At 47.4% G+C, this 18,005-nt stretch carries 13 protein-coding genes; 6 read left to right on the top strand and 7 right to left on the bottom strand.

Annotation, left to right across the window (positions count from 1 at the left end; genetic code table 11):
* Positions 1-40: 40 nt before the first annotated feature.
* From AC2CG4_RS00935 to AC2CG4_RS00925, 3 genes are all read right to left on the bottom strand, one after another.
* The gene (locus AC2CG4_RS00935; protein WP_484484465.1) at positions 41-3,163 is read right to left on the bottom strand and encodes a TonB-dependent receptor; all 3,123 of its coding nucleotides are present in this window, start codon (positions 3,161-3,163) and stop codon (positions 41-43) included.
* Positions 3,164-3,549: 386 nt separating this feature from the next.
* A complete protein-coding gene (gene ung / locus AC2CG4_RS00930) occupies positions 3,550-4,236 on the bottom strand; it encodes a uracil-DNA glycosylase (protein WP_484484464.1) in 687 nt (228 codons plus the stop codon).
* Between the two features lie 71 nt (positions 4,237-4,307).
* The gene (locus AC2CG4_RS00925; protein ID WP_062064155.1) at positions 4,308-4,910 is read right to left on the bottom strand and encodes a peroxiredoxin; all 603 of its coding nucleotides are present in this window, start codon (positions 4,908-4,910) and stop codon (positions 4,308-4,310) included.
* Positions 4,911-5,296: 386 nt separating this feature from the next.
* On the opposite strand from AC2CG4_RS00925, the gene AC2CG4_RS00920 reads away from it, so the two are divergent.
* Positions 5,297-5,506, top strand: coding sequence for a bacterioferritin-associated ferredoxin (locus AC2CG4_RS00920; RefSeq protein ID WP_062064158.1), 210 nt, complete (start codon positions 5,297-5,299; stop codon positions 5,504-5,506).
* A 157-nt stretch (positions 5,507-5,663) separates the two neighbouring features.
* Complete coding sequence (gene bfr, locus AC2CG4_RS00915; protein ID WP_062064161.1) at positions 5,664-6,140, top strand: bacterioferritin; 477 nt, start codon at positions 5,664-5,666, stop codon at positions 6,138-6,140.
* An 88-nt stretch (positions 6,141-6,228) separates the two neighbouring features.
* On the opposite strand, the gene AC2CG4_RS00910 is transcribed toward bfr, so the two are convergent.
* Together AC2CG4_RS00910 and AC2CG4_RS00905 are read right to left on the bottom strand one after the other, a co-directional pair.
* The gene (locus tag AC2CG4_RS00910) at positions 6,229-7,029 is read right to left on the bottom strand and encodes a hypothetical protein (protein ID WP_484484463.1); all 801 of its coding nucleotides are present in this window, start codon (positions 7,027-7,029) and stop codon (positions 6,229-6,231) included.
* A 4-nt stretch (positions 7,030-7,033) separates the two neighbouring features.
* Positions 7,034-8,740 carry an ExeA family protein gene (locus AC2CG4_RS00905; protein WP_484484462.1) on the bottom strand — a complete coding sequence of 569 codons (1,707 nt, stop codon included), beginning with the start codon at positions 8,738-8,740 and terminating at the stop codon, positions 7,034-7,036.
* Between the two features lie 305 nt (positions 8,741-9,045).
* Here AC2CG4_RS00905 and gcvP point away from each other — a divergent pair, with 305 nt between their 5' ends.
* Positions 9,046-11,955, top strand: coding sequence for an aminomethyl-transferring glycine dehydrogenase (gcvP, locus tag AC2CG4_RS00900; RefSeq protein WP_484484461.1), 2,910 nt, complete (start codon positions 9,046-9,048; stop codon positions 11,953-11,955).
* A gap of 133 nt (positions 11,956-12,088) precedes the next feature.
* Here gcvP and AC2CG4_RS00895 read toward each other — a convergent pair whose 3' ends face one another.
* Positions 12,089-12,994, bottom strand: coding sequence for a LysR family transcriptional regulator (locus AC2CG4_RS00895; RefSeq protein ID WP_484484460.1), 906 nt, complete (start codon positions 12,992-12,994; stop codon positions 12,089-12,091).
* A gap of 112 nt (positions 12,995-13,106) precedes the next feature.
* Between AC2CG4_RS00895 and AC2CG4_RS00890 the strand changes: the two genes are divergently transcribed.
* Positions 13,107-14,093, top strand: a complete 987-nt coding sequence (locus tag AC2CG4_RS00890) for a zinc-dependent alcohol dehydrogenase family protein (RefSeq protein WP_484484459.1) — start codon at positions 13,107-13,109, stop codon at positions 14,091-14,093.
* 134 nt (positions 14,094-14,227) lie between these two features.
* On the opposite strand, the gene AC2CG4_RS00885 is transcribed toward AC2CG4_RS00890, so the two are convergent.
* Entirely contained in the window at positions 14,228-15,871 is a 1,644-nt protein-coding gene (locus AC2CG4_RS00885) for an RNA polymerase sigma factor (protein WP_484484458.1), read from the bottom strand.
* A gap of 197 nt (positions 15,872-16,068) precedes the next feature.
* On the opposite strand from AC2CG4_RS00885, the gene AC2CG4_RS00880 reads away from it, so the two are divergent.
* Positions 16,069-16,692 (top strand): CIA30 family protein, encoded by a 624-nt coding sequence (locus AC2CG4_RS00880; RefSeq protein WP_484484457.1) that lies wholly within the window; start codon positions 16,069-16,071, stop codon positions 16,690-16,692.
* Positions 16,693-16,777: 85 nt separating this feature from the next.
* Positions 16,778-18,004 (top strand): acyltransferase family protein, encoded by a 1,227-nt coding sequence (locus AC2CG4_RS00875; RefSeq protein WP_484484456.1) that lies wholly within the window; start codon positions 16,778-16,780, stop codon positions 18,002-18,004.
* Position 18,005: the final 1 nt, after the last annotated feature.

Genomic DNA, 18,005 nt, shown 5'->3' with positions numbered 1-18,005 from the left:
TAGAGCGGCATTTTTTCTTACTATCACCAGCTACAAACTATTAGAAGTTATAACGCGCAGAAAGCGCATAACGAGCCTCTAATATATCGACGTATCTTACTTGGTTTTTAGTACGACCATAGGTTTTCTTATCCTCAGCCAAGACGTTAGTACCTTCAAACGATATGGTTAAGTCATCAGTAACTTTGTAACCCACGTTAAAGTCAACTTGGCCATAGTCGTCAGTAAACTCAGGCTCACCACCACCCGCGTTTGCATTACTCAGGAACTTGTCACGCCAGTTATATGCAATACGTGCTTGCCATTGGTCATTTTCAAAGATACCAATGATGTTTGCTGAATCACTCAAGCCAGCCAATGCAAATTGAGTAGCAGAGCCTGGTTCTGCATAAAGGTCATAACCAATACTGCCATTAACAATAGTGTAGTTGGCCTGAATACCAAAACCACTATCACCGAAGAAGTGTTGACCTGCAAATTCCCAACCATTTAACACCGCATCTTTAGAGTTTGTAGGCATAGAAGTGATGTTGGTAACACCTGGATCACCCGCCACCGCAACAATATCTACTCCATCCTTAAAGGCCAAGTAAGTAGCTTCGTCGCCCGAAGCAACACCACCACTACCACACAAATTGGCAGCACTCGTATTTATACAACCGTTATTGGTGCCATTCATTCTGGCAACCTGCTCAAACAGATTCCGCTCATTTACCGCAACGCCAGCAGCGTTCAATGCTGCAACGGCAGCCAATGCACGCGGACCATTACTTGGATCCAATGTGCCAGCGTAAGTAACATTGCTCTCCTCCGTACCAATGAAGTTAGGTACACGCTTATCGAAGAAACCAATAGATACATAGTCGGTATCGTTGAAGTAATATTCAACCGAGAAGTCTATGTTGTTAGATTCAATGGGCTTCAACTTAACGTTACCGTCGTTGCTAGTACCGAATGAACCGCCAGCCAACAGTGGGCCGCCTCTTGGCGCATTACCTGCGGCGCCCATCTGTAGGTCATTGAAGTTTGCACGAGAAATAGTTTTACTGCTGGATGCACGCGCAATCAGCTCATCACTAATATGGAAGGTCAAGTCCAAATTAGGGAGCACATTGGTATAATCATATTTGCTAACAGTGTATGGAAGCGAGCCAGCTGCTCCAACAGCCTCATTGTTGAAGTCCCTATCTGATGTCCAAGTGATCTTTCTTGGAGAAACGCGCGAGTAAGACTCTACATCTGTAGTTTCATAACGAAGACCAGCAGACACATCCACTTGCATCCCACCCAAATCACCACTGAGGTTCGCCTCAACATAAGCTGCCTGAATATCTTCAACTATCTTACGGTCAGTACTGTCAACCGGGTTAGCTGCATAAGGAATTTTATCCGGTGAGTCAGCAAACATTTGCACAGCCACCGCATTGAAGTTAGTAACGCGTACGCCGGTAATGTTTGATGTAGCCTTGTCACCATTGTTGCCTGCCCTAGCAAACAGATCTTTAGCTCCAGATGACAAGTTGGAGTTATAGCCATCAAAATAATCGTTGAAATTAATTAGCTCAAACAAATCAGGATCAATATCGCCCGGTGCTGCAACACTCCAACCGCCTCTCATTGTGGCATTACCAATGTCGGATTGCTTTTGGATAGATTCAGTTTGCAGCGAACTTATACCAAAGTTAATAGAGCCTGACTCTGAAAACTCATACTTACCAGAAATTCTGGCCTCTTCAACATCTTGCCAAGCACGAGCATTTACCAATTGGCTAATAGTGGAGCCCACATCGCTCTTCGCGATGCTACCGCCTTGCACAACGCTTGCAATAAGCGGCAGATCACCACTCATATCCAAACCTTGAGCCAGCAAGGTGTTTACACCTATACCCAGCGTAACATTTGAGCCTGGTGCACCGAATGGGGTTGCGCTTGATTCAGCTTTGTGAACATCAAGTTCAAAGCTCAACTCATCAGTAGCTTGAAAGGCCAAGTTAAAACCTACGTCGTCCAATTTATTCTCAATCGAACGTAACGAGTTTTTCAACGCAATATCGCGAGGTGCGCCGGTCGGGTTCGCTTGCCACACGTATAGTGGTGATTTACTAATTGGACTGTCATCCCACTGCACAGCATTTGTTGGCCATGCGCCATCAGAGAACCACAAAGAGTAAATCGAGTGTTGCGATTGGATTTTGGTGTTCACACTAAGAACATCAAGTGTTGCCGTAAGGTTATCGGTGGGCTGGAATTGCAATGTCAACAAAGCGTTATCACGCTCACGCGTTGTATCAGTATGGAAGAAATTCGCTTCTTGGAGACGTGTAGCCAAGTCACCCGTGAACGGAACGTTTGGCGTAGCCTTGGTTGGCTCGTTAACCACAACAGCACCTGGCGTATAACCGCTGTTGAATATATCACCGCCGGAGTAGCGTTGTTGCTTGTCACCCCAACCACTATTAGCAAAACCAGAACGACCGCTGTCACGTTCTTGGTGAGCAAGCGATAATGACGCACCAAACATATCATTAGACCAGCTAACAAAACCAGACAGCTCCGGCGTAACGTCGTCGCCAATATCGTTAGATTCGTCATATAACGCTTTTCCACCGACTGTAGCTTTGAAACCGTCATAATCGAAGGGTTTGGCGGTTGTAAGGTTCACCGTTGCACCAATACCACCTGTAGGAACACTTGCCCTGCCGGTTTTGTAAACTTGTACACCTGTAACAGACTCAGATGCAATGTTGCTCATATCAAATGAACGGGTACTCTCAACATTACCGCCTTCAATGACTCCAGCCGTCGACAATTGACGACCATTCAGGGTCACTAGGTTGTATGCAGGACCAAAACCGCGAGAAGTAATTTTGGCGCCTTCACCGTTGGTACGATCAATAGAAATACCGGTGATACGCTGTAACGATTCAGCCAAATTTGAATCTGGCATTTTACCAAGATCTTCTGAGGAGATGGCATCAACCACACCTGCTGCGTTACGCTTGACGTCCACAGCGCGAGTCAAAGAACCGCGAATACCCGTCACCATTACTTCTTCAACGGTGCCATCTTGAGCATAAGCCATACCACTGAAACCAGCCGCCACGACTGCCGAGGCAATCGCAGTGGTCAGTACTTTTCTCTTAAAGCTTGTAGTTTTGTACATGGAGCTCTCCTTTATTATCGACAGGAATTATGTTTTTCCGGTACACACATGTCTGAACTGCAATCTGGGCAGATTTAAGTTCAAGCATTTTCACCTTCGAGATGAAGGCGAATTCTCTAAATTATTTAATTAGTTTTCTGGCTTTAACCCTAGCTTGAGTTTTCAAATATGAAAGGCGCGAAAACATTTTTTACGAATAAAAATTGCCTCCACTTCCACTAAAGCTCAAAAGCCAGCCCCCCCCCTAAGTTGCGCACAAAGCTACTACTATATGACAGCGCTGTCAAACAGAAGAAGGGGGATTTAAATGTAAATTTAAGCAGTACGAGCTTGTGACAACTTATAGTCAAAATGACTCGAAAATAGCCGTATGTTCGGGGAAAGCGCTAGATCTGCCAATTTATGGGTAATTTGTTACAACGTTGCAGATATTGATTAGCCATGGAGAAATGACCGCAACCAATAAACCCGCGATGAGCCGATAGCGGTGATGGATGAGGAGCCTTAAGTACCAAATGTTTGTGGGCATCGATAAAGGCAGCTTTCTTCTGGGCACAACTACCCCACAAAAGAAAAACAACACCGTCACACTGATTATTCACCAACTGGATCGCTTTGTCGGTAAAAGTCTCCCACCCCCGCCCCTGATGGGAACCTGCCTGCGCTTGTTCAACCGTTAAAGTTGCATTGAGTAACAAGACCCCCTGATTAGCCCAGGATTGCAAACACCCGTGGACAGGAATCGGCAAGCCGAGATCGCGGTGCAATTCTTTAAACATATTTTTCAATGAAGGCGGCGGCCGAATACCAGGCTGGACAGAAAAACATAACCCATGGGCCTGATCTGGGCCGTGATAAGGGTCTTGACCCAGAATAACCACTTTGATCTGATCGAGCGGTGTCGAGTTAAACGCGTTAAAAATATGATTTGAGGCGGGATAAATCACTTTGCTCTGCTGTTTTTCAGTCAGCAAAAATGCCTTTAGCTGTTGCATATAAGGCTGTTCAAATTCAGCGGCGAGATGAGCAAGCCAGCTCGGATGAAGATCGATTTTTTTATCGCGTGCTGCCATTACTATTCGCCCATTAAAAAACCCAGCTAAAGAGCTGGGCTTTTTACAAGAATTACCATGGAAAGTAAAACTTAGAGTTTGGCAGCATGTTCTGCCAAGTATTTAGCAACACCTGCTGGTGATGCGTCCATACCTGCATCGCCTTCTTTCCAACCAGCTGGGCAAACTTCACCGTGTTGCTCGTGGAAAATCAGTGCATCAACGGTACGGATGGTATCGTCAATGTTACGGCCGATTGGCAAATCATTAACGATTTGTGAACGCACTACGCCAGCTTCGTCGATGATGAAAGTGCCACGGAAAGCAACGCCATCAGCAGATTCTACGTCGTAAGCTTTGCAGATTGCGTGAGTGATGTCAGCAACCAAGGTGTACTTAACTTGGCCAATACCACCGTCATTTACTGGCGTGTTGCGCCATGCGTTATGAGTGAATTGTGAATCGATAGAAACACCGATCACCTCTACATTGCGCTTTTTGAACTCTTCTACGCGATGGTCAAACGCCAACAGCTCAGATGGACATACAAAGGTGAAGTCCAGTGGGTAGAAGAATACAACGGCTTTTTTGCCTTTGGTGGCTTCAGCAAAGTTGTAATTGTCTACGATCTCGCCGTTTGCCAATACCGCTGCTGCAGTGAAATCCGGTGCTTTTTTACCAACTAATACGCCCATAGCGAGTCTCCTAATGGTTAGTAGTTAAGGGTTATTCAGAAACCAACGCGAAAAACAGGAATCGGAAACCAACATATTATTCACTGAATGTGAACATTTCATGGCCATTTATTGATTACCTGCCATTTATTAATAGTGCGCAACTATCATACACAGGCGCGCGAGGGAGTCATATTAATTTTCTATATAGCCTGTTTAAAACTGTAACTATGACGATTCAGCTGGCAGATTGTGGCCATTCCTACTCTTCAGTTATAACCGCGAATATAAATTCCTGCCAAACGCGATTATTTCGCATGCACCATTGACACAGATTCTCATTAACATTAAAGTTTGATTGTGTGCAATTCAACCGCATTCAGAACAACCATTTTGGAAGTGCCATTATGTACGTCTGCCTCTGCAAAGGTATTACTGATCGTCAAATCAAAGCCGCTATCGATGATGGTGCCAACTCGCTTGGCCGCCTGCGCAAGGCCTTGGGGGTCGCAAGCCAATGCGGTAAATGCTCTATGATGACCCGTGAAATTCTCGACGAAGCACTTAATGACACCCCTATGATTAATGGCTTGCCACAATTTTTTGCAGTCGCCTGAACCCAAGGCAGCCGCTAAATAGAATCGAAATCATTCTTAATCTTAGTATATTTCCCTTTATCGTCAATCACTTAGAACCACCCTTTGCTTGACATCCCTCGCCCCTAAGACCAGACTCTCCCCTTTATTTTATTATTTATTCGCATAGGAGAATTCCATGAAGGGCGATCCACAGGTTATAGCTGCATTAAACAAAGTTCTGGCAAACGAATTGGTTGCAATTAACCAATACTTCTTACACTCCCGCATGTATAAAGATTGGGGTCTCAAAGAACTAGCCGATCATGAGTACCATGAATCCATTGACGAAATGAAACACGCCGACGCGTTAGTCGAGCGCATTTTATTTTTGGAAGGTCTGCCTAACTTACAAGATCTGGGCAAACTGCATATTGGTGAAGATACACCGGAAATGCTCAAGTCCGATTTAAAACTGGAACTAAAAGCCATTCCCGATTTACGCGACGGTATTATCGTTTGTGAAGGTGTGCGCGACTTTGTTAGCCGCGACTTATTAAAAAGCATTCTCGAATCTGAAGAAGAACATGTCGATTGGCTGGAAACACAATTATCACTGATCGATAAAGTCGGCATCCAAAATTACTTACAAAGCAAAATGGCATCGCACGACTAAGTCTTTTTGTTTGCTCGATACCAACAAAAAAGGAGCTACCTGCTCCTTTTTTGTCATGTTGAATTGAATGCTGCAATAAGATGACATCTTACATGTTGATCCAGCCATTGAGCGCGCGCAGTTTAAATACCGCGTTGCCATGTTTTAAAACCACGCCATCGACAAAAATTTCCTGCACCACAAACTGCCCCACCCCAATAATATTACCCACCCCCGACGTTTGATTATTAATAACGACAGTGCTCACACCGCCCACCAAAAAATTATGTCGCGCGTAGGAGATGGTAGGAATTTTCTGCCGCATATTCCACGGCAGCGCATTAAAGTCGGGAATATTTTTGATACTATCAAACGTGCGCGCGGGCGCCTGCTCTTGTAATGGCACACCTGCATTTCCCGATGTAAACGGATCGACAATGGTCTCAGATGCAGCCGCAGTTGCCGCTTCGGCGGCATAGAGTTCACTTACGCCAGAATCAACTGCCGCTGCAGGCGCAGTATCCTCAGCAGAATAGAGTTTATTGATATCCGCATCTGGCGCAGAAGCTTTTGGTGTTACCTCTACCACCGGAACAGTCGCTGGAGTCGCAGCTGTGACTACAGTCGAACTCGGCTCAACGGCAATCGGATTATTTGCCGGCGCTACCGATGATGGCTGCACCGGCATGTTATTAATTGCCGATACCGGCTCTCGCCGCAGCACCCAAACAAGCGCGACAATAATCGCAATTAATATTAAGACTATACCGATCATCCACTGCATCGGCGGGCGCAAACCCGGTGCGCTATTTAGTGCTTGCGGGTGATGCGAGGTATTAAGATCCGGCACGGTGTTTTGATTTTTGCGCTCATTCTCGGCGCGGTTCAGGGCATCCAATATTAATGACATATCACTACAGCCCCTCAGTTTCCAACGGAGCGACTAACTGTTGCTCATCCAATTTCACTAGAAGTTTATCTACTCCCAGCACTTCATTTAAGCGGCGCAAGGTTTGCGCGTTAATAACACCATTCGGAAGAATATTTTGTGTCGATTGAAACAGCTCTACCCGCTTCTGTAAGCGCTCGGTAAAAAACTGCCGCGTCAACGGCGCTGATTGCCGATCAAGCGTGGCGAATTGCTCGGCAATCCAGGTGACCAAATCGCTTTTGTCACCCAGGCTCAAGTCACTTTCAAACGCCTGCGGGCGCGACCAGACATATAACAAATCACCATTCCACACGCTGGCAAGCTCGTGCCATGGCACTACTTTTTCCTCACCATTGTCCAGCAACAATGCATGGTTTTCGCTCAAGCCAATCAGCAAGGCATAGACCCACTTTTTATCGGGCGTCTCCAAGGTAATCAGCCCCGGGCGATTAATATCGTTTAGTTCATCCCATGAATTGATCTGTGTTTTTTCACACACATAGTTTGAGGCACTGACAACCAGGCAGGGATTTTTTGCATCAGCAGCCGAAATTCCCACATGTGCGAATAACGCCAACTGCGCTGCTATCAAATCCCGGGTTGCCATAGTAACGACTCTGGGCACAACTAATTTGGGCGGCTGATTACGTAATTCCTTCAGCGAACCCGAGAGCGCTTGTTGCTCACTCAGGGTTCTAATATCCGCAACGGATGAGTGTGCAGAAGCGGCACTACTTGACGTTTGTGCCACCGCAACAGGTAGTGGAGCTTCGTCGGGAACCAAGAGCCACACTGCCGCCATAATGCCGATCAATACCACGACAAATAGCGCATGCCAAGATGTGCGTGTAGTCGCCAGCTTTTCTTCTTCCTGCGTAGCAGTGCCAGCGACTTCCTTCACTGCCGCTGCAAAAATCTGCTTATCAATATGATGATGATTCTGCGCATAAGCACCGAGCAACAAACGCTCACTGATGACATTGATCAAGCGCGGAACTCCACCACTAAACTGATGGATTCTTTTGATCATCGCATCACTAAATGGCCGCTGATGATCAGGCAACCCCGCAATTTTCAAGCGATGCGCAATATAGGCTTTGGTCTCTGGCAGGCTCAGAGCCTCCAAGTGAAAACGCGCGGTAATCCGCTGGGATAATTGCCGCAGCGCTGGCCGCGCCAATAATTTTTTTAATTCCGGCTGGCCGACCAACATGATTTGCAATAATTTTTCTGTGGTGGTTTCAAGGTTGGTGAGTAAGCGAATCTGCTCCAACACCGGCACTTTTAATAATTGCGCTTCATCGATTAATAAAACTGTTTTGCGACCTTTGCGATGATTGTCGAGCAGAAATTGATTGAGCGCATCGGTTAAGTTTTTTACCGTCAGCTCATCGGCGATATAACCTACACCCAACTCATCGCAAATCGTCGAGAGTAACTCTGGTGCACTGCCCATGGGGTTGAGGATAATCGCCATATCCGTATTGGGTGGTAGCTGTTCCAGTAAACAGCGGATGATAGTGGTCTTACCGGTGCCCACCTCGCCGGTGAGCATCACAAAACCGCCGTTTTGGATGCCATATAAAAGATGCGCCAAGGCCTCCCGATGCTGGTCGCTCATAAAGAGGTAGCGCGGGTTTACGGCGATGGAAAAAGCGGGTTCTTTTAGCCCGAAAAAGTCGTGGTACATAGGCCTTTCAATACAGAGTTATTATGGGGGCCGCACTGGCGCGGAGCTGAATCATAGCAGGCCTAAGATTCAGCTGTTACCTTCTTGTTCCCTGACTAGCGCAAGAAAGCACTGCCAAATCGTCTCCGCTATAGCATCCTTCCAGTAAAACCCGGATTCAATCACAGCTCGATTGCCCGAAAAGCGCCAAATTGATACCATTGCCGCCTTTTTAAGCAGGCCCCTTTTTTAGCAGGTTTTAACCGCTTCTCCGGCCGCACGCCGCTCCCGCCTTTATTATTGATTTCCTTACACAGAGAGTTTCTATGTCAGTTGATTTTCGCTCAGCTTCGCTATCCTTATTGGCCAATCACGACGAGTTTATCCAACGTCATATAGGCCCGGATGCCCAACAAACTGCCGCAATGCTGGCAACACTGGGCGTCAGCTCAGTCAAGGAGCTGATCGACAAAACAGTACCGGACAATATCCGCCTGAAACAAGAACTCAATCTGGGCGATGCGGTGAGCGAGGCCAATGCCCTGGCACAACTGAAAGCCATCGCTAGCAAAAACAAAATCTTCAAAAACTACATTGGTATGGGCTACCACGATACCCACGTACCTTTAGTGGTACTGCGCAATGTATTGGAAAACCCGGGTTGGTACACCGCTTACACGCCTTATCAGCCGGAAATTGCCCAAGGGCGTCTTGAAGCTTTGCTCAATTATCAGCAAATGATCATCGACCTCACCGGCATGGAAATGGCCAATGCGTCAGTATTAGATGAAGGCACTGCCGCGGCCGAAGCTATGGCGATGTGCAAGCGTCAAAACAAGAAAAGTAAGTCCGATGTGTTTTTTGTCGATGCCGATACTCATCCACAAACTATCGCGGTAGTCAAAACCCGCGCTGAACACTTCGGTTTTGAAGTCGCTGTTGCCAAGGCCGATGAACTGGCCAATGGCGATTACTTCGGCGCCCTGCTCTCTTACCCCGGCTCCAGCGGCCAAGTGCGCGATTTAACCGCGCTGATTGAAACCGCCCACAGCAACAATGCGCTGGTTACCGTCGCATCAGATTTGATGGCATTAATGCTGCTCAAATCCCCCGGTGCCATGGGTGCAGACGTAGTGGTAGGCACCAGCCAGCGCTTCGGTGTACCCATGGGCTTTGGCGGACCACATGCCGGTTTCTTCGCCTTCCGCGATGCTTATAAGCGCTCCGCTCCGGGCCGAATTATCGGTGTATCGATTGATACTCGCGGCAAACAAGCGCTGCGTATGGCAATGCAAACTCGCGAGCAACATATCCGCCGCGAAAAAGCCAACTCCAACATTTGTACTTCACAAGTATTGCTCGCGGTAATGAGCGTGTTCTACGCGATTTACCACGGCCCAGATGGCTTAAAACGCATCGCCAATCGTATTCATCGCTTAACCGCAATTGCTGCAGCGGCATTAAAAGCCAAAGGTTTTGGCATCACCAATACACAATTTTTTGACACCATCACCGTCAACGTGGGCGATAACCAAAAAGCGATTTACCAAGCGGCATTAAACGCAGAAATTAATTTGCGTTTAATAGGTAGCGATTCACTCGGCATCAGTTTGAATGAAACCACTTCTGCAGCCGACCTTGAAGCACTGCTCGCGGTCTTTGGTGTAACCGGCATTGAATTAACCTCATTCGACGAGCAAGTACTGGCCGGAAAAAATATTACCGCCAGCAATGCAATCCCAGCTGATTTGTTGCGCAGCGATGCGATTTTATCGCACCCGGTGTTCAACACTTATCACAGTGAAACCGAAATGCTGCGCTATTTAAAGCGTTTGGAATCGCGCGATATCGCATTGAACAACGCGATGATCCCACTTGGCTCTTGCACCATGAAATTAAATGCGACTGCCGAAATGGTTCCCGTCACCTGGCCGGAATTTGGCAAGTTGCATCCATTCGCGCCGATCGACCAAGCCGAAGGTTACAAAGAATTATTTGAAGAACTGCAAGAGATGCTCAAAGCCTGCACCGGCTACGATGCCATCAGCTTACAACCTAACGCCGGTTCGCAAGGTGAATATGCTGGCCTTGTCGCGATCAAAAAATATTTTGAAAGCAAAGGCGAAACCGAGCGCGATATTTGTTTAATTCCCGCCTCTGCCCACGGCACCAATCCGGCGTCGGCACAAATGGTGAGCTACAAAGTTGTGGTGGTTGCTTGCGATAACAAAGGCAACGTGGACTTAGAAGATCTAGCTGAAAAAATCGCCACTTACGACAAGCAAATCGCCTGCATTATGGTGACTTATCCTTCTACACACGGCGTGTTTGAAGAAGGCATCACCCAACTGTGCGATATGGTGCACGCAGTGGGCGCGCAGGTTTATATCGACGGTGCCAACATGAACGCACTCGTGGGTGTAGCCGCACCGGGTAAATTCGGTGGCGATGTATCGCATTTAAATTTGCACAAAACGTTTTGTATTCCCCACGGCGGCGGCGGCCCAGGTATGGGGCCCATCGGCGTAGGTAAACATTTAGAACCCTTCCTCGCTGCGCATCCGGTACAAGCGGTTCCGGGCACCGATGTAAACAACGGCACTATTTCTGCTGCACCTTGGGGTTCCGCGAGCATTCTGCCGATCAGCTGGATGTACATCAAAATGATGGGCGCGGTCGGTATGCGCCAAGCCACTGAGTTTGCCATGCTCAATGCAAATTACGTTGCGAAAAAATTAGAAAGCGCTTATCCGATTTTGTACAAAGGCACTAACGGTTTTGTTGCGCATGAATGTTTGCTTGATTTGCGCCCGTTAAAAGAAGCGAGCGGCATCAGCGAAGAAGATATTGCCAAACGCCTAATGGATTTTGGTTTCCACGCACCGACCATGTCATTCCCGGTGGCGGGCACCTTGATGATCGAGCCAACTGAATCTGAATCCAAAATTGAATTGGATAAATTCATCGAAGCGATGCTAATTATCCGCCAAGAAATCGAGCAAGTGATCAGCGGCGAAATCGCTGCTGAAGCGAGCGCATTACACAATGCACCGCACACACAAGATGATGTACTGGAAGAAAACTGGTCCCGCGCTTATTCACGCGAAACTGCAGGCCGCCCAGCCAGTTGGTTGAAAAACCACAAAGTATGGCCGACGGTAAATCGTATTGATAACGTCTACGGCGACCGCAACTTGGTTTGCTCATGCCCGAGCATTGAAAATTACATCGAATAATTTTTGCATGTAACAAGACATTAAATTCCGGACAAGTGCTTCATTTGTTCGGAATTTAATGTGCGTTTTATATCCACAACAAACAGCATACTGTTTTATCCCAACACCAAAATAAGAAACGCCGGAATCCTGTTTAGGGCATAAGGCCCTTGTCCCAGTATGGCGATTCGCCAAAACATTCAAAAAAGTAGTCGATAAAGACGCGTACCTTTGGGGCAAGTAACCGTGAGCTGGGATACACAGCCCAAATGGCTGTTTTTGACAGCAACCGGTAATTTTTCAACACCTGAACTAAATCCCCCCGCTGCAGCTCTTGATAACAACACCAAGTTGAACTCAGCGTAATACCAAGACCTTTAACCGCTGCATCGCGCGCGGCTTCGCCATTGTCTGTGCGCAGCCGGTTATTTGTTTTGATGCTGAATGGGCCAGAAGGCAAGTCGAACTTCCAAGTCTCCAAGCCAATTAAATTCACACACAAATGATTGACCAAATCTTGAGGCGTTTGAGGCTCACCGTATTTTGATATGTAGTCGGGAGAAGCGCATAGAACTCGTGTCACTGGCGCCAGCTTTCTGGCAATAAGATTGGAGTCATTTAATTCAGCATCGCGAATCGCAACATCGAATCCGCCTTCCACCATATCTGTCACGCTATCACTCAAATACAGATCTACCTGCAGCTCGGGATACCGCTGTAAAAAGTTATGCAATGCCGGCAGCAAGTGCATTCGCCCCAGCGATGCCGGTGCGGCAACTCGCAATCGCCCTTGTGGATTAACGACTCCTGATCCCACCGATGAGCGAGCCATCTCTGCACTGTCTAATAAATCCACCGCGTGAGGAAGAAAGGCTCTACCTTCCTCGGTGAGAGAAACATGCCGGGTAGTGCGATGAATCAGCCGAACCCCTAAATCCTCTTCCAGTTTATTGACATGGGTACTAGACACCGCTGGAGATAACCCCAGCTCTTTGCCTGCAACACTAATGTTATGTAGTGCTGCAATTCGAACAAACAATCGCACATGGTCAAGATTCATAGGTTAATTATCAATTAAATTAATAAAGTGATTCAATTAAAATAGCGATTATCAAAAATATCACAATTAAATACCATGGAATCCTACTATTTATTGAACTGGAGATACTCCCATGAAAGCGATGATTATTAATACTTATGGCGATACTGATGTATTTGAGGCCGCCCAAGTTGAAAAACCCAAGGTTAAATCCGGCCATGTGCTAATCAAGATTTCTGCAACCAGCGTCAACACAGTCGACACCATGATCCGCGCAATGGGTAAAGATTTACCTCTATCACCAGACCTGCCTGCAATATTGGGCATGGACTTCGCGGGTACCGTTGAAGAAGTAGGAAAAGACGTTTTAAGTTTCAAGCAAGGCGATGAAGTCTATGGTTGCGCCGGAGGGCTTGCCGATCTGCAGGGAACGCTGGCCGAATACATAGTGGCTGATGCCAACTTGATTGCCCTAAAACCAAAGTCTATGTCTATGCGTGAAGCAGCTGCCATACCTCTGGTTGGTATTACCGCATATGAGGGTTTGATACGGGCAGGCGTCAAACCTGGTGACAAGGTATTAGTTCACGGAGGTGCCGGCGGCGTGGGGCATATAGCGGCACAAATAGCGCGGCACTTGGGTGCCGAGGTATTTACCACGGTAGGCCGCGATGAGCATGTTCAACTCATGCAGAACCTTGGGCTTACAGCAATTAATTATCGCAATGAAACTGTGGAGGATTATGTTGATAAGCACACAAACGGCAGAGGATTTGATGTGGTGTTCGACTCTGTCGGTGGCGAAAACATGTTGAAATCATTTGCGGCAGCTGCCCTGAATGGGCAGGTCATTACAACAGTATCTATGTTGGAGCTAGATTTAACCCAAGCCCACTTTAAAGGGTTGTCCATTCACGTCGTATTTATGCTCATTCCTATGCTGCACGACTTTAAACGCAAAGAGCACGGGAGAATATTGAGCGAACTCGCAAAAATTGCCGACGCGGGAAGCTTGAAGGCGATTTTGGATGAGAACGAGTACACCTTAGATGAAATCGGTAAAGCCCATGCTCACTTGGCCAGTGGCAAAGCTACGGGGAAAATTGTGGTTTCCATTTGATCAGCATAAATTTCTTCAAGGACGAATCGTTTTACTCTCGGTGGCACTATGAATCAAAAATTTTGGCTGGCCACTTAATAAAGCACAACAAAAAATAGCTTTAATGTGTAGGGCGCGAACGAACACTACTCACATTATTTCTGTTTCATTCTTTGGCGAACCTGATTCGAATGCCAGGCCGCCGGGACAATTACCAGTATGGCAATCGCCGCTAGAATCCAAAAATAACTTTGGCTCATCATGGTCAGGTTAAGCATTTCAGCGGCCTGCTCATTATTGGTATGTTGTGCATAGGCTATAGGCCCGATTGCTGCTTCTTTTGCGATGGAAAATCCAACACCGCTGAAAGCACTCTCCCAACCCAACGCTGAAAACGAGGCATAGGCTTTGTAACCCAGCGCCGAAGCGCCAAAACCAATAATGCCAATCCCAATAGTGCCTATTCCAAACAGTCCAATACCTATGGCTCCGACGCTAAATACACCAATAGAAACAATCCCGACACTAATCGGCGCAACGGCAAAACCACCCCAGGCAAATAACAATCCGTAAGCCTGATCGCCGCCTGCGACCCAGCCGAATACTGGTTTATCGCTTTGCTCCGCTGTGCCGAAACGAAAATGAAACAAGGGTACTCCCGCCAGACAAATGCGGCTTTTGTATTCGCGTTGTTTTGCGCCGATTTGATCCGCCTCAGCCTGAAATGCGTGCGGGTTTAACAAGCGCTCTTGTGCCCTAAGCTTGCGGCCACCCTGCAACACCTGCATTAACAAAATAATGTAGCTGGTAACAAATCCCACAACTAACATTTGCGAGGCGATGGCATAAATTCCCGCTGCTGCAGCGTAACGCTGGGCAAGATGGATTAAACCAAACATCCCCAGCACATAAATAATGGCGAAGATAAAAAATAGCGCCGTAATTCGTATCGCATTACGACGCTCGTTTTGCGTGCGCGCCTGATCAAGTGCTGCTCGTAAACCGAAAAATGAACTCACCAGACCGGATAAAGAAGCGAGGGTGACTAAAAAGGTGCCCCACTTAAAAAGCGAGCCCGCTTTAAACGAACCTGCGCCAAGTGCGACGGCTTTTGCCGGTGGCGAAATACTATTAATTGCCACCATCACCGCCAAGGCAAAGCCTGTGCCCTGTTTACTTTTACTTAAGGTATCTTCCACGAAGCTCACCATGGCTTTTTGCAATAGTTTGCGCCCACGGGAGAGCCGCTGTTTCACTGTGTCTTGCGACAGATCTAATTGGCTCGCGACAGATTCCACCGAGTGGTGCTCGCGATAAAACAAGATTAAGGGTTCGCGATAGGTGTCCGGCATTTTTTCCAGCGCCTGCCACAACAGCGCCTGCTCTTGCGCGCTAATTACGTCATCTTCCATGTTGCTCGGTGCCAAATGCTCCGCGCCCGGCTCATGTAATTCCTCCAGCTCATCGGCGCCAGTGACCGGCTGAGTCGCTTCTTTGCGGCGAAAATGGCTCGCTTTAAAACGCACGATCCCACACAGCCAGGATTTTAATTTTTCCGGGTCATTGAGCGTGTCGAGTTTTTTCCAAGCCTCGATAAACGCTTCTTGTGCGACATCCTCGCTGTGTTTCAGATCGCCCACTGCGGAATAGGCCAGCGAGCAGAGCAAATTCTGGTAGCGCGCGACTATGTGACAGAAGGCACTGCGATCGCCGCCCAGAGTTGCCAGCACCAGCGCGCTATCGCTGGAATCCATAGTGCTCGCTGTTTTGCGGCGGGTGAAGTTGTTAAAAATATTCATTGTTCTCTATCTCTCGTCTGGAACTATTAAGTGCCCGACATCCGTTTAAAGGTGACAAGAATTTTTAAATAAATATTCAACTACTGAATTTTTTAGCCATGCGCAAAAAAAACAATTTTTTTGTCACCTTCGGGTCCGCCTTGGGCACTTAAGTGTTGTGACGATCAAATCCACTACAACCCAGAGAGACGCATCTTATGAAAACTCGTACATTTACCACTGATACGCTTATCACCCATACCGCTATCACCCTAATCAAGGGTTTTGCATTCAGCGCATTGTTCAGTTTTTCTTGCGCCAGTTTTGGTGAGAATTTAAATCCAATAATTGATGACTTTAGCGATGCCAACAATAACAACTTGGGCATTGCGCGCCAATTCATCAACGACTCCATTGCCGGAGGAGGCACCACTACTACCCAGGAAGTAACACAGGGGGTAATTAATGCAAAGGGTGACATTATTCCACCGCGTGGACAACCGGGTTGGGCCAGCTTGGTTCTGCCGCTCCATGCCCAGAGCCTGCCGCGCGATGCCAGTGCGTTTGAAGGTGTGCGCCTACTGATAAAGATGAATACCGGCAGCTTATCAGTTTCAGCCAACAGCACCGAGATTAGCAATTTCGATTATCACGCTGCACCTGTTGCCGTCACAGCCGACGGCAAATTTCACGAGGTGAAAATTCCTTTCGCCAGTATGAAACGCGCCTGGTCAGAGCAGACACCACTCAATACCAAAACGATTACCAGCTTGAGCATTGTCGCTTTTGGTGTGCAAAAAAGTGCGTTTAATTTTGCGCTGGATGAAGTGAGTTTTTACTAAGCAATTGCTTGGCGCCCGGCCATTACACTGGCTGGGCGCACATCGGCGCAAATAAATTCTCTTTTAAATTAACTGAAAAAATATTATGAAAATGTCATCACCAGAACATGGGCGACTCGACTATTTAGATGCAGCACGCGCGTTTGCACTCCTGCTGGGTATTGTCTTTCACGCCAGCATATCGTTTATGCCTATTTTTATCGGCTGGGCAGTGATGGATATATCGACCAGTGACCTGGTGCCGATGTTTATGCTGATCAGCCACTCGTTTCGCCTGGCATTGTTTTTTCTCATCGCCGGATTTTTTAGCCACATGACTTTTCATCGCACAGGAACTGCCAAATTTTTACAATCGCGTATAGTGCGTATTGCAATCCCATTGGTGATTGGCTGGTTTTTATTGCGCCCACTGCTGGTATCCGGCTGGATTATGGGTGCCGAAAGTCTGCGCGGTGAGGTGAATATATTAGCGGCCTTGCAGGCAGGTTTTGCAACACTGGGTGATCTACCAAAAGATTTACTGATTGGCTCACACCTCTGGTTTTTGTATTACCTGTTATTCATCAGTCTGAGTGTCGTGTTAATGCGGTCATTAGTGAACAAGCATAAGCCGACAAAGGATAAATTAATGGCTATCGCTGATCGCATCGCCCATTGGTTATGCCACTCGCGCCTGGCACTGATTGCCATCGCAATGCCCACTGCCGCCTGCCTTTGGTTTATGGATCGCTGGGGCATGGACACGCCCGATAAATCCCTTGTGCCGCATATTCCGGCAACACTCATCTACGGTGGCTTTTTTCTGCTGGGCTGGCTGTTGCATCGGCAAGCGGATTTAGTCGCACAGTTTGCACGCATCACTGCGGGAAAACTTATGCTCTGTGTGATGGCAATTATTGCCGCAAACTTACTCTCGGCTTTTGAAATGCAACTCGCCCATCCGCATTATTATTTACTAAAAACCGGTTTTGCTTTCAGCTATGCGCTGATGATGTGGTCACTGGTCGCACTGACGCTTGGGCTGTTTAAACGCTGCTTTGATCGGCCAAGCAAAACCATTCGCTACCTCGCCGACTCATCCTACTGGCTCTACCTTATCCACCTGCCCATTGTTATTTGGTTGCAAATCGCCTTCGCCGAATTACCGCTGCACTGGTCGCTAAAGTTAGCATCCATTTGCGCCATTACTATTTCACTGTCTTTGGTGCTCTACACCGTATTTGTTCGCTCTACGTTTATCGGTTTCATACTAAATGGAAAACGAAAAACCCCATATTTATCCCAACAAACCCGCAGAAAACCCAGATTTTGAC

This window comes from Cellvibrio sp. ATLC23 (genome assembly GCF_057196725.1).
Note: the sequence above shows the minus strand (reverse complement) of the source record. Positions and strands in the feature narration are given on the sequence as shown.